Origin of the sequence: Paraburkholderia megapolitana, assembly GCF_007556815.1 — a bacterium.
GTDB lineage: Bacteria > Pseudomonadota > Gammaproteobacteria > Burkholderiales > Burkholderiaceae > Paraburkholderia > Paraburkholderia megapolitana.
Window position 1 is genome coordinate 3,267,818 of record NZ_CP041745.1, and the last position, 12,587, is coordinate 3,280,404.

A 12,587-nucleotide genomic window follows, 5' to 3' on the forward strand; every position below is an offset into this window, starting at 1 on the left:
ACTGAAATTCGCAAAAATACAATAACAAAACCTAGTGAACGATCAATAGTATAGCGGTTAACACTGGGCCACTCGCGTAACACCTCGTTAATCGAATGTACTGACCGATTCCACGAGCGCCAGGGCCTTTCGACCTCTCTGGAGCAGCTATGCGGGTTGTCATTTTGGGAAGCGGTGTCGTCGGGGTGACGAGCGCCTATTATCTAGCACGCGCCGGTCACGAAGTGACCGTTATCGATCGCGAAGCGGGCCCAGCGCTCGAAACCAGTTTTGCCAATGCCGGCCAGATCTCGCCGGGCTACGCGGCACCGTGGGCGGCACCTGGCGTGCCGCTGAAAGCCGTCAAGTGGATGTTCCAGAAGCACGCGCCGCTCGCCATTCGTCTAGATGGCACGCAGTTCCAGCTGCAATGGATGTGGCAGATGCTGCAGAACTGCACGTCCGCGCGCTATGCGGTGAACAAAGGCCGCATGGTCCGTCTCGCCGAATACAGCCGCGATTGTCTGCAGGCGCTGCGCGCCGAGACCGGCATCCAGTACGAAGGCCGTACGGGCGGCACGCTGCAGGTGTTCCGCAGCCAGCAGCAGCTCGATGGCGCGGCGAAAGACATCGCCGTACTTCAGGAAGCAAACGTGCCGTACGAATTGCTGTCGCCGGACGAACTGGCACGCGCCGAACCGGCGCTCGCCGCGGTTTCGCACAAGCTGACGGGCGGCCTGCGGCTGCCGGGCGACGAAACCGGCGACTGCCAGCTGTTCACCACGCGTCTTGCTGCAATGGCCGAAGAGCTCGGCGTGAAATTCCGCTACAACACACCGATCGACGCACTCGCGATGGCAGGTGGACGCATCGCTGGCGTGCAGTGCGGCAGCGAACTGGTGCTCGCCGATTCGTTCGTCGTCGCGCTTGGCTCCTACTCGACGAAGTTCTTGTCCAGCATCGTCAAGATTCCGGTGTATCCGCTCAAGGGTTACTCGATCACCGCACCGATCGTGAACGCGGCCGCGGCGCCGGTCTCGACCGTGCTCGACGAGACCTACAAGATCGCGATCACGCGCTTCGACGACCGCATCCGTGTGGGCGGCATGGCGGAGATCGTCGGCTTCGACAAGACATTGCGCCAGGCGCGTCGCGAGACGCTCGAAATGTGCGTGAACGATCTGTTCCCGGGCGGCGGCGATACGTCGAAGGCCACCTTCTGGACCGGCCTGCGCCCGATGACGCCGGACGGCACGCCGATCGTCGGTCGCACTCCTGTGTCGAACCTGTTCCTGAATACCGGGCACGGTACGCTCGGCTGGACGATGTCGTGCGGTTCGGGCCAGTTGCTCGCCGATCTGATCTCCGGCAAGCAGCCGGCTATTCAATCGGGAGATCTGTCGGTGCATCGCTACCTTGGTGAAACTGGCGGCACGCATCGCCCGGCTTACGCTTGATACTTGTAGCGACGGCTTTTTGCCGTGCTTGACCTAGTTCACCTGAGAGAACAAACGGCGCCTTGAAGGCGCCGTTTGTTTTGCCGGGTCAGTTTATCTATTCCTGCGTCATGCCCGCGGCGAGCGGTTCGCAACGCACGATCAGAACTGATCCTCCGACAACGCCAGCACCCCTTCACCACCCTTCGCACTGACAATCGCCGCTTCGAATGCGCTTGCCTGCGACAACACATGCTCCGCAAAGAACTGCGCCGTCGCGATCTTCGCGCCGTAGAACGACGGATCGTCGGCCTGTTTTTGCGCGGCCACGAGCAGCGCACGCGCCATCTGCCAGCCGCCCAGCACGATACCCGCAAGCTTCAGATAAGGCACGCTGCCGGCAAACACCGCGTTCGGATCGCGTCGCGTGTTCTCTACGACAAAGTGCACCGCTGCCTCGAGCGAACGCTGCCCCTGCGCGAGGTGCCGCTGCATCGAAGCAAACGCGGAACCCTGCTGTTGACCGAGTTGCTCGACCGTCTGCGCAATGCCGGCCAGTAGCGCTTTCGCGACCGCGCCGCCGTCGCGCACCGTCTTGCGGCCGATCAGATCGTTTGCCTGGATAGCAGTCGTGCCTTCGTAGATCGGCAGGATGCGCGCGTCGCGATAGTACTGTGCTGCACCCGTCTCTTCGATGAAGCCCATGCCGCCGTGCACCTGCACGCCGAGGCTCGTCACATCGATCGACAGCTCGGTGCTCCAGCCCTTGACGATCGGCACGAGGAATTCATAGATCGCCTGATGCTCGGCCCGCTTCGCTTCGTCGGGATGCCGGTGCGCGATGTCGCAATGAGCGGCAGCAACGTAGGCGAGAGCGCGCGAAGCTTCGGTCAGGCCGCGCATGGTCGACAGCATGCGGCGCACGTCCGGATGCTGGATGATCGCCACCGACTGCTTCGCCGACCCGTCGACCGGACGGCTCTGCACACGCTCCTTCGCATACGCGACCGCCTGCTGATACGCGCGATCCGATACGCTGACGCCCTGCAACCCGACCGCGAAACGCGCCGCGTTCATCATGATGAACATGTACTCGAGGCCGCGATTCTCTTCGCCGATCAGATGGCCGAGCGCGCCGCCGTGGTCGCCGAACTGCAGAACCGCCGTCGGACTCGCCTTGATACCGAGCTTGTGTTCGATCGACACGCAATGTACGTCGTTGCGCTCGCCGAGCGAGCCGTCCGCATTGACAAGAAACTTCGGCACGATGAAAAGCGAAATGCCTTTGACGCCTTCGGGCGCGCCGGGTGTGCGTGCCAGCACGAGATGGGCGATGTTCTTCGCCATGTCGTGCTCGCCCCACGTGATGAAGATCTTCGTGCCGAAGATCCTGTATGCGCCGTCGCCGGTCGGCTCCGCGCGCGTACGCACCAGCGCGAGATCGGAGCCGGCCTGCGGCTCGGTGAGATTCATCGTACCGGTCCACTCGCCGGAGATCAGCTTCGGCACGTACGCCTGTTTCTGTTCTTCGGTGCCAGCGGTGAGCAGCGCTTCGATCGCGCCGTCGGTCAAGAGCGGACACAGTGCAAACGACAGGTTCGATGCGTTGAGCATCTCGACGCAAGGCGTCGCGATCAGCTTCGGCAGACCCTGCCCTTCGTAATCGATTGGGTGCTGAACGCCTTGCCAGCCGCCTTCAGCGAACTGGCGGAACGCGTCGGCAAAACCCGGCGTCGCCGTAACCTTGCCGTCGCGCCAGCTACTCGGATTGCGGTCGCCTTCCACATTCAGCGGCGCCAGAACTTCGCCGCAGAATCGTGCGGATTCTTCGAGTACGGCCTGAGCGGTCTCGAGGTTCGCATCTTCGAATCCGGGCAACGCCGCGATGTCTTCGAGACCGGCCAGTTCCTTCATGACGAACAGCATGTCTCGGATGGGCGCGTTGTACATGTCAGTTCTCCTCCTGCCTGAATGTTGTAGCTGAGCGATATAAAAAGGGGCGCGGGACTTCAGGTCCTGCGCCCCTTCGGTTACTGCCGGACACCTGTTGCGCGGCGTTGTCTAGTGCTATTCAGCGCTAGCCGGCGTCGGCGTCGATCCGTGCGCACCCGCTGGGCGCGCAGTCGACCCTCAAAGCTCGCCAACGAGCTCCGGCACAACCGTGAACAGATCTCCCACCAGACCGTAATCGGCGACGCTGAAAATCGGCGCTTCCGGGTCCTTGTTGATTGCCACGATGACCTTCGAGTCCTTCATCCCAGCCAGATGCTGGATCGCGCCAGAGATGCCCACCGCGATATACAGCTGCGGCGCGACGATCTTGCCGGTCTGTCCGACCTGGTAGTCGTTCGGCACGAAGCCTGCATCGACGGCTGCACGCGAAGCGCCGAGCGCCGCGTTCAGCTTGTCCGCGAGCGGCTCGAGCACCTTCGTGTAGTTCTCGCCGCTGCCAAGCCCACGGCCGCCCGACACGATGATGCTTGCCGAGGTCAGTTCAGGACGATCAAGCTTCGTCACTTCACGGCTAACGAATTCCGAAAGGCCGGAATCCGCTGCTGCGTCGATCTTCTCGACCGATGCGCTGCCGCCTTCGGCCGCAACCGGGTCGAAACCGGTCGTACGGACCGTAATGACCTTGATCGGATCGGTGGATTGGACCGTTGCGATGGCGTTACCTGCGTAGATCGGACGCTCGAACGTGTCGGCGCTGTCTACCGCGGTGATGTCGCTGATCTGCGCAACGTCGAGCTTCGCTGCAACGCGCGGAGCAATGTTCTTGCCGTAGGGGGTAGCCGGTGCAAGGATGTGCGTATAAGCCTTCGCGATACCGACGACCGTCGCTTCGACGTTCTCTGCAAGGCCCGCTTCCAGTTGCGGCGCATCGGCCAGCAGCACCTTCGATACCCCGGCGATCTTCGCCGCTGCATCGGCCGCGCCCTGCGCGTTGTGGCCCGCTACCAGCACGTGAATATCGCCGCCGATCTTCTGCGCCGCTGCAATCGTGTTCAGCGTCGCGGGCTTGATCGATGCGCTGTCGTGTTCTGCAATTACAAGATTCGTCATGTTGTCGGTCTCCTCACAGCACCTTGGCTTCGGTCTTCAGCTTCTCGACCAGCGTCTTCACGTCGGGCACCTTCACACCAGCGCTGCGCTTGGGCGGCTCGACCACTTTCAGCGTCTTCAGGCGCGGCGTCACGTCGACACCGAGGTCTTCCGGCTTGACGATTTCGAGCGGCTTTTTCTTCGCCTTCATGATGTTCGGCAGCGTCACGTAGCGCGGCTCATTCAGGCGCAGATCGGTCGTGACAACGGCCGGCAGCTTCAGCGACAGCGTTTCCGCACCGCCGTCGACTTCGCGCGACACCGTCGCCTTGCCGTCGGCAACGACGACCTTCGATGCAAACGTAGCCTGCGGCAGATTCGCCAGCGCGGCGAGCATCTGGCCGGTCTGGTTCGAATCGTCGTCGATGGCCTGCTTGCCGAGGATCACCAGTTGCGGTTGTTCCTTGTCGACCAGCGCCTTGAGCAGCTTGGCCACGGCCAGCGGCTGCAGATCTTCATTCGATTCGATGAGGATTGCGCGGTCCGCGCCGATTGCGAGCGCCGTGCGCAGCGTTTCCTGCGCCTGCGTCACCCCTGCCGACACCGCGATCACTTCGGTCGCAATGCCTGCTTCCTTCAACCGTACCGCTTCTTCCACCGCGATTTCGTCGAACGGGTTCATCGACATCTTCACGTTCGCAATGTCGACTCCCGTGCCGTCCGACTTCACACGGACCTTCACGTTGTAATCGACCACTCTCTTGACTGGCACCAGGATTTTCATGCACACGCTCCAAAGTTACGAATACGTCAACCCAGCGGCCATTATAACGACTGCCTTCTTCCAGACAGTCGGTGGCGTGGGTTTGCTGCGAGGATATTGCGCCCTGACACGACACCGGCAAGGAAACGGGCAGGACGGTCGGTGGGCTTGACTGCGATAGCGAACGATCGTTCTATTTTAAACGCAAAAAAACCCGGGTGCCAACCCCGGGTTCCGACCGACGCCTCTAACTGGTGGCGAGGCCTCCGCATTTGCGTGGCGACACGCATGCTCACCAGGCAGCAACGACCGAACCGCCAAAGCGGCTTTCGATGAACTGCTTCACTTCCGCTGAGTGATAGGCGGCCACGAATTTCGCCACCCACGGCTTGTTGCGGTCCGCCGCACGGATCACGAGAATGTTGGCGTACGGACCTTGCGGATCTTCGATGGCGATCGCGTCCTGCTTCGGCTTCAGGCCCGCCTCCATCGCGAAGTTCGTGTTGATTGCAGCGGCATCGACGTCGCCGAGCGAACGCGGAATCTGCGCCGCATCGAGTTCGACGATCTTCAGTTTCTTCGGGTTATCGACGATATCGAGCGGTGTTGCCTTCAACCCCGCGTCGGCGCGCAGTTTGAGCAGACCGTTTTTCTGCAGCAGCAGCAACGCGCGACCGCCGTTGGTCGGATCGTTCGGTACCGCGATCTTCGCTCCGTTTTGCAGTTCGGCCAGCGACTTCACTTTCTTCGAATAGATGCCCATCGGGAACGTGACGGTATCCGCGATCTTGATCAGCGGATAGCCGCGGTCCTTCACCTGCGCCTGCAGATAGGGCTCGTGCTGGTAGCTGTTTGCATCGAGGTCGCCGGCGGCGAGCGCGGCGTTCGGTTGCACGTAGTCGGAGAATTCGACGATCTTGATGTTCAGGCCGTTCTTCGCGGCGACGCCTTTCACCACTTCCATCAGTTGCGCGTGCGGGCCGCCGGTGACGCCGACCTTGATGGTGTCATCGGCCTGGGCCGGCGTGGCGAAAACGGTGAACAGCGACGCGGCGCCGAGCGCGGCCGCGAGCCTGACAATGAAACGACGTTGCATGACCGACCTTTATGATTCTCGTTGAACGGGTTATCGAGCGAATCGCAACACAACCCTTGTTATTTATGGCTCAAACGACGCACGAGCCAATCCCCGAACGACTGCACCAACTGTACGAACACGATCAGGATCACGACGACCGTCAGCATCACTTCCGGCAGGAAGCGCTGATAACCGTAGCGGATACCCAGATCGCCCAACCCGCCGCCGCCGATCGCCCCGGCCATCGCCGAGTAGCCAACCAGCGAAACGAAGGTGATCGTCAGACCCGCGACGACGCCAGGCAGCGACTCCGGCAACAGCACCTTGAACACGATCTGCGAGGTTGTCGCGCCCATTGCCTGAGCGGCTTCGATGAGCCCGCGGTCCACTTCGCGCAACGCCGTCTCGACTAGCCGCGCGATAAACGGTGCGGCGGCGATCGTCAGCGGCACGACAGCAGCGGCTGTGCCGATCGACGAGCCCACGACGAGCCGCGTGAACGGAATCACCGCCACCAGCAGGATGATGAACGGCGTCGAACGCACTGCATTGACCACGATACCCATCACGCGATTCACCGCGATGTTCTGCAGCACGCCCTGGCGGTCGGTCAGATACAGCAGCACGCCAAGCGGCACACCGGCGAGCGCGCCGACCGCACCGGAAATGCCCACCATCACGAGCGTTTCCCAGAACGACTGCACGAACATATCGAACATTTCACTCAACATACGAAAGCTCCTCGACCACCACACCCTGTTCGCGCAAAAACGCTATCGCCTGCGCGACTTTCAGCGGCTCGCCGCCCGCCAGCACCGCGAGCGAGCCGAACGCCTGGCCCTGAATCTCGTCGATCTGGCCGTGCAGGATGTTGAAGTCCAGTTCGTAGCGACGGATCGTTTCCGACAGGATCGGTTGATCGACGCCCGAGCCCGTGAACGCGAGACGCAACAGATGACCGCTGCCGGTCTTGAGACGCTCGGCTACGCGCGCCTTCATCGCTGGCGGCAGTTCCTGCGCGATCACATCGCCGATCAGCGCGCGCGTCACTTCGTGGTGCGGCTGCAGGAACACATCGATGACCTTGCCTTCCTCGACGACACGCCCCGCATCGAGCACCGCGACGCGATCGCAGACCTGCTTGATCACGTCCATCTGGTGCGTGATCAGCACGACGGTCAAACCGAATTCGCGGTTGATGCGCTTGAGCAGATCGAGAATCGAGCGCGTGGTTTCCGGATCGAGCGCAGAGGTCGCTTCGTCGGAGAGCAGCACCTTCGGCTTGCTCGCCAGCGCCCGCGCGATGCCGACACGCTGCTTCTGGCCGCCGCTGATCTGCGCCGGATAGCGATCCTGCTGCGCCGAAAGACCAACCAGGTCGAGCAGCGGCAAGACGGTCGCCTTGATCTCGGCCGCCGACATGCCGGCCAGTTCGAGCGGCAACGCGACGTTGCCGTAAACCGTGCGCGACGACAGCAGGTTGAAATGCTGGAAGATCATGCCGATTTCGCGCCGCGCTTCGCGCAACTGCGCGGCGGGCAGCGTCGTCAGATCGCGGCCGTCGACGACGATATTGCCCTCGGTGGGCCGTGTCAGCAGGTTGATCGTCCGCACGAGCGTGCTTTTGCCCGCGCCACTGCGTCCGATGATGCCGAACACTTCGCCCTGCGGAATGGACAGATTGACGTTGTGCAGCGCTTCGACCCAACCGCGGGGCCCCGCGAAACGCTGCGAGATGTTGCGTATTTCGATCATTGAGAACAGGACGGCGGTCTGCCGGACGACGGATCGTCCGTCGCGATGATCGCAAAGGTCAGCCGCCGCCTTGATAGAGGATGGCTGGCGATTTTACCGCAGCGTCGACATTTCCCTTAATAATCAATTCCGATCTTTTCATAACGGGAGAGCATTAGAGGACACCCGCGGTCATCATCTGTACGCCCGCTTCGCCGCAGCCACTATGATCGGGCGAATCTCAGAACAACCACGACGGAGACCCCCGCCCCATGGAGACACCCCAGTCTGTTGCCGCCGCTGCCGTGCCTACGGCCGGTAAGGCGCCTGACGTATCGAACGTCGTGACCGGCGACGGTATCGAGCTGCCCCTGTACCGCTGGCCCGTGACGTCGCCGCGCGCGACCGTCGCGCTGGTACACGGTCTCGCGGAGCATGCGGGACGCTATACGGCGCTGGCGCAACGGCTGAACGCGGCCGGCATCGAACTGTTCGCCGTCGATCTGCGCGGTCACGGCCGCGCGCCCGGCTTGCGCGTGTGGGTCGAGCGATTCGACGATTATCTGCAGGACGCCGATGCGTTGCTCGACGCCGCGGCCCGCAGCAGCGCACCGCTCTTCCTGATGGGGCACAGCATGGGCGGCGAGATCGCGGCGCTGTACGCGATCGAACGGGCTGCGACTCGCGGCCGCCGTTTTTCCGGCTTGATCCTGTCGAGCCCGGCGCTCGCCCCGGGCCGCGACGTGCCGCGCTGGATGATCGGGCTAAGCCGGATTATCAGTCGCGTATGGCCGCGTTTTCCGGCCCTCAAGATCGACGCGGCGCTTCTGTCGCGCAACCCGGCCGTCGTCGACAACAACCGGCACGATCTGCTCGTCCATCACGGCGCGGTGCCCGCACGCACCGGCGCCGAAATCCTGCTCGCGATGACGCGCATCGAACGCGGCCGGGCCGGTTTGCGGCTACCGCTGCTCGTCTATCACGGCACGCGCGACAAGCTCACCGAACCCGATGGCAGCCGTACGTTCGGCACGCAGGCCGGCTCGCCCGACAAGACGCTCACGCTGTACGAGGGGAGCTATCACGAGACGATGAACGACCTCGATCGCACGCAGGTGATCGATGCGTTGATCGAATGGATAGTGAAGCGCGCTGTGTGAAGTTGAAGTGCGTCGGTTCAGCGCTGCCAGTCGGGCGGGCGTTTGTCGATGAACGCCTGCACGCCTTCGAGCGCGGAGGCATCCATCATGTTGCAGGCCATCGTCTGGCCAGCAAGCTGATACGCGGCATCGATGCCCATTTCGAGCTGGCGGTAAAAGAGCCCTTTCCCCGCGCGCACGGCCTCGCGCGGTTTCGCGCAGATGCTCGAGGCTAGCGCGGCGACTGCTGCGTCGAGTTCGTCGAGCGGCACGACGCGGTTGACGAGTCCTTGCTGTAGCGCGCGTTGCGCATCGATGAAGTCGCCGGTCAGCAGCATTTCGAGCGCCGCCTTGCGCGACAGGTTGCGCGACAGCGGCACCGACGGTGTCGCGCAGAACAGCCCGAGGTTGACGCCCGATACTGCGAAGCGCGCCGAATCGGCTGCGACGGCGAGATCGCACATCGCGACGAGCTGGCAACCCGCCGCGGTCGCGACGCCATGCACCCGTGCGATGACCGGCTGCGGCAGACGCTGGACAGTCAGCATCATCTTCGTGCAGCGCGCGAAGAGCGCCTCGTAGTAGCCGGCCGATGGCGCCGCCCGCATTTCCTTCAGGTCGTGCCCCGCACAAAACGCGCGACCCGCGCCGGCGATCACGACTACGCGCGCATCCGAATGTTCGAGCGAGGCGAGCTGTGTTTGCAGTTCGTCGAGCAGCGCTTCCGACAGCGCATTGAACGCATCGGGCCGGTTCAGCGTCAGGCAGACCAGATCGCGCACGCCATACGCATGGTGCTTAACGTCGACGAGTGACGCGCGACCGGTTTTGTCTGACACGGGAATCTGCGAAGTACCGCTCATCACGCGCTCCTTTGCGTAGCTGCAGTGTGACTGGGGGGCCTCTAGATTCCCGCCAGCGCTCGCACGTGCGCCACGACGCTGCGACCCAGCGCCGAGAGGTTATAGCCGCCTTCAAGACAGCTGACGATCCGGCCTTGCGCATAACGATCCGCGACCTCGCGAATCTGTCCGGTCAGCCAGGCGTAGTCGTCTTCGACGAGCCCCATGTTGCCGAGGTCGTCTTCGCGATGCGCATCGAAACCCGCCGACACGAAGATCATCTCCGGCTTGAACGCGTGTAGCCGCGGCAGCCACAACAGGTCGACGACCTCGCGCACATCCATGCCTTTCGAGCGCGCCGGCATTGGCACGTTCACCATGTTCGGCGCCTGGTTGTCCGCGCCGCTGAACGGATAGAACGGATGCTGAAAAAAGCTGCACATCAGCACGCGCGAGTCGCCGGAAAACGCAGCTTCCGTGCCGTTGCCGTGATGCACGTCGAAATCGACGACCGCGACACGCGCGAGGCCGTGCACTTCGAGCGCATGACGCGCCGCGATCGCCACGTTGTTGAAGAAGCAGAAGCCCATCGCGCGTGCGGGCTCTGCATGGTGACCCGGCGGGCGCACGCTGCAGAAAGCATTGTCGTAGCGACCTTCGATCACCGCATCGGTCGCGGCGATTGCTGCGCCGGCAGCGCGCAAGGCGGCCTGCCACGAATGCGGATTCATCGACGTGTCGGGATCGATCTCCGCGTAGCCTTCGGACGGCGCGCGGCTACGGATGTAGTCGATATGCGCCTGGGTATGTACGCGCAGCAGTGCGGCTTCGTCGGCGGGCGGCGCCGTATCGCGTTCGATCAGCGCATCGATGCGACTCGCGATCAGTTGATCTTCGATTGCCTGCAGGCGCCCGGGGCATTCGGGATGCCATTGCCCCATCTCGTGCTTCAGACAGTCGGTGTGGGAATAGAAGCCTGTGGCCATGAATCGTCGAGCCGCGCGACGCAACGCGTGCACGGCATGTCTCCGTCTGGGCGCGCAGCGGGAATGCGCGCAATTAGCGCCAAGTTACCACACGACGGCACATCGCTCTCAGCCGCGCGCGGGTTATGCGCTTTTGTTCTGCGGCCGCCACAGGCACCGGCGCGGCGGATGTCGTCGGGTATACTGGCCCGGTCCTTTTCCGCCTCTGCCCACCCCGTCCCCTATGACCGTTACGTCTGCTTTGCCCGCCTCGACATCCACGTCCACGCACGCATCGAACCGGTTCGGCACAACAGCGCTTGTTATCGCGCTGGTCGCTGCATGCGGGTTCGCCGGCAGCCGTGCGGCGAGTGCGCAGACCGTGAGTCCGAAGCCGGCGCTGCTCGCGCAAAGCCAGCCTCAAGCGACGGTGCAACAAGGACAGACATTCGAAGAAGAGATCGTTCCGCAGCGCTACGCGAACAACGCGGACGTCGAAGCGTTCATCAACGACATGGTTGCGCGCTACGACTTCGATCCGTCCATGCTGCACGCGCTGTTCGCGCGCGTCAGCTATTCGGCGACCGCGGTGAAACTCGTCACGCCCGCACCGTCGCCGTCGATCAAGAACTGGCGTGTGTACCAGGCGCGCTTTCTCGATCAGATCCGCATCAACGCAGGCGTGCGTTTCTGGCGCAACAACCAGGCGACGCTGCAGCGCGCATCTGACGAATTCGGCGTGCCGCCGGAGGTGATCGTCGGCATTATCGGTGTCGAGACGATTTATGGGCGCTTCATGGGCAACTTCCGTGTGCTCGACGCGCTCACGACGCTGACCTTCGATTACCCGGGCACACCGAATCGCGCCGACCGCCAGGCGACGTTCCGCAAGAACCTCGAAGACTACCTGGTGTGGACACGCGATTCGCAGATCGATCCGACTACCGTGCTCGGCTCCTACACGGGTGCCATCGGTATTCCGCAGTTTCTGCCGAGCAGCATCGTGCAGTACGCAGTCAACTATGACGGCAACAAGCAGATCGACCTGCGCACGAGCCAGGCCGATGCGATCGGCAGCGTGGCGAACTATCTGAAGCAGAACGGCTGGGAAAACGGCCGGCCGGTGGTGTGGAAAATTACCAGCGACCCGGGCAGCCTCGGCATCGCGCAAGCGGCCGCGGATGGTCAGCCGGAGCCTCGCTGGCCGCTCTCCCAGTTGCTGCGCGCCGGCATGCTGCTGAACGAGCCGAACCTCGACATCGCAGCCGAAGCGGGTACGCCGGTCACGGTGATCGATTTGCCGTCCCCAGGACGGCCGACCGAATACGAACTCGGCCTGAAGAACTTCTATGTGTTGACGCGCTATAACCGCAGCTTCTTCTATGCGCTCGCGGTGTATCAGCTCGGTCAGCGCATCAAGGCGCAGATGGAAGCAACCGACGATGCGACGCCGGGCGATCAGGTGCCGAACGCTCAACCGATCCCCCCGTTGAATCCGGGGATTAGTCCTGAAGTAAGCCCGGGCTCGAATTCGACGAATCAGTAGGATGCGGTGCGCTGGATAGCGCGACGCGCTACGCTCCGCAGCGTGAAACGCAAAGCGCCGGCT

11 protein-coding genes are annotated in these 12,587 nt (G+C 63.0%); 3 read left to right on the plus strand and 8 right to left on the minus strand.

What is annotated here, in order from left to right; all coding sequences use genetic code 11:
• Positions 1-149: 149 nt before the first annotated feature.
• Positions 150-1,436: a D-amino acid dehydrogenase gene (locus tag FNZ07_RS27875; protein WP_091011514.1), complete on the plus strand. Its 1,287-nt coding sequence runs from the start codon at positions 150-152 to the stop codon at positions 1,434-1,436.
• Positions 1,437-1,577: 141 nt separating this feature from the next.
• Here the strand turns inward: FNZ07_RS27875 and FNZ07_RS27880 are convergent, their stop codons facing one another.
• The 6 genes from FNZ07_RS27880 to FNZ07_RS27905 all read right to left on the minus strand — a co-directional run bounded on the left by FNZ07_RS27880 (position 1,578) and on the right by FNZ07_RS27905 (position 8,053).
• Complete coding sequence (locus tag FNZ07_RS27880; RefSeq protein ID WP_091011513.1) at positions 1,578-3,365, minus strand: acyl-CoA dehydrogenase; 1,788 nt, start codon at positions 3,363-3,365, stop codon at positions 1,578-1,580.
• Positions 3,366-3,545: 180 nt separating this feature from the next.
• Complete coding sequence (locus FNZ07_RS27885) at positions 3,546-4,478, minus strand: electron transfer flavoprotein subunit alpha/FixB family protein (protein ID WP_091011512.1); 933 nt, start codon at positions 4,476-4,478, stop codon at positions 3,546-3,548.
• Between the two features lie 13 nt (positions 4,479-4,491).
• Positions 4,492-5,241 (minus strand): electron transfer flavoprotein subunit beta/FixA family protein, encoded by a 750-nt coding sequence (locus tag FNZ07_RS27890; RefSeq protein ID WP_091011511.1) that lies wholly within the window; start codon positions 5,239-5,241, stop codon positions 4,492-4,494.
• A 271-nt stretch (positions 5,242-5,512) separates the two neighbouring features.
• Complete coding sequence (locus FNZ07_RS27895; RefSeq protein ID WP_091011510.1) at positions 5,513-6,316, minus strand: MetQ/NlpA family ABC transporter substrate-binding protein; 804 nt, start codon at positions 6,314-6,316, stop codon at positions 5,513-5,515.
• 59 nt (positions 6,317-6,375) lie between these two features.
• The gene (locus FNZ07_RS27900) at positions 6,376-7,029 is read right to left on the minus strand and encodes a methionine ABC transporter permease (RefSeq protein WP_091011650.1); all 654 of its coding nucleotides are present in this window, start codon (positions 7,027-7,029) and stop codon (positions 6,376-6,378) included.
• Positions 7,019-8,053, minus strand: coding sequence for a methionine ABC transporter ATP-binding protein (locus tag FNZ07_RS27905; RefSeq protein WP_091011509.1), 1,035 nt, complete (start codon positions 8,051-8,053; stop codon positions 7,019-7,021). The genes FNZ07_RS27900 and FNZ07_RS27905 overlap by 11 nt, the downstream gene beginning before the upstream one ends.
• A 251-nt stretch (positions 8,054-8,304) precedes the next feature.
• Between FNZ07_RS27905 and FNZ07_RS27910 the strand changes: the two genes are divergently transcribed.
• Positions 8,305-9,192 (plus strand): alpha/beta hydrolase, encoded by an 888-nt coding sequence (locus FNZ07_RS27910; RefSeq protein WP_091011508.1) that lies wholly within the window; start codon positions 8,305-8,307, stop codon positions 9,190-9,192.
• A gap of 17 nt (positions 9,193-9,209) precedes the next feature.
• On the opposite strand, the gene FNZ07_RS27915 is transcribed toward FNZ07_RS27910, so the two are convergent.
• Positions 9,210-10,034, minus strand: coding sequence for an enoyl-CoA hydratase (locus tag FNZ07_RS27915; RefSeq protein ID WP_091011507.1), 825 nt, complete (start codon positions 10,032-10,034; stop codon positions 9,210-9,212).
• Between the two features lie 41 nt (positions 10,035-10,075).
• Positions 10,076-10,999, minus strand: coding sequence for a histone deacetylase family protein (locus FNZ07_RS27920; protein WP_091011506.1), 924 nt, complete (start codon positions 10,997-10,999; stop codon positions 10,076-10,078).
• A gap of 223 nt (positions 11,000-11,222) precedes the next feature.
• Between FNZ07_RS27920 and mltB the strand changes: the two genes are divergently transcribed.
• Positions 11,223-12,524 (plus strand): lytic murein transglycosylase B, encoded by a 1,302-nt coding sequence (gene mltB / locus FNZ07_RS27925; RefSeq protein ID WP_091011505.1) that lies wholly within the window; start codon positions 11,223-11,225, stop codon positions 12,522-12,524.
• Positions 12,525-12,587: the final 63 nt, after the last annotated feature.

Bases quoted from the DNA above. Each gene is read 5' to 3' on its own strand.
- FNZ07_RS27920 (WP_091011506.1), bottom strand. From the start codon at position 10,999: ATGGCCACAGGCTTCTATTCCCACACCGACTGTCTGAAGCACGAGATG.
- FNZ07_RS27910 (WP_091011508.1), top strand. From the start codon at position 8,305: ATGGAGACACCCCAGTCTGTTGCCGCCGCTGCCGTGCCTACGGCCGGT.
- mltB (WP_091011505.1), top strand. From the start codon at position 11,223: ATGACCGTTACGTCTGCTTTGCCCGCCTCGACATCCACGTCCACGCAC.
- FNZ07_RS27915 (WP_091011507.1), bottom strand. From the start codon at position 10,034: ATGAGCGGTACTTCGCAGATTCCCGTGTCAGACAAAACCGGTCGCGCG.
- FNZ07_RS27895 (WP_091011510.1), bottom strand. From the start codon at position 6,316: ATGCAACGTCGTTTCATTGTCAGGCTCGCGGCCGCGCTCGGCGCCGCG.
- FNZ07_RS27880 (WP_091011513.1), bottom strand. From the start codon at position 3,365: ATGTACAACGCGCCCATCCGAGACATGCTGTTCGTCATGAAGGAACTG.
- FNZ07_RS27900 (WP_091011650.1), bottom strand. From the start codon at position 7,029: ATGTTGAGTGAAATGTTCGATATGTTCGTGCAGTCGTTCTGGGAAACG.
- FNZ07_RS27890 (WP_091011511.1), bottom strand. From the start codon at position 5,241: ATGAAAATCCTGGTGCCAGTCAAGAGAGTGGTCGATTACAACGTGAAG.
- FNZ07_RS27905 (WP_091011509.1), bottom strand. From the start codon at position 8,053: ATGATCGAAATACGCAACATCTCGCAGCGTTTCGCGGGGCCCCGCGGT.
- FNZ07_RS27885 (WP_091011512.1), bottom strand. From the start codon at position 4,478: ATGACGAATCTTGTAATTGCAGAACACGACAGCGCATCGATCAAGCCC.
- FNZ07_RS27875 (WP_091011514.1), top strand. From the start codon at position 150: ATGCGGGTTGTCATTTTGGGAAGCGGTGTCGTCGGGGTGACGAGCGCC.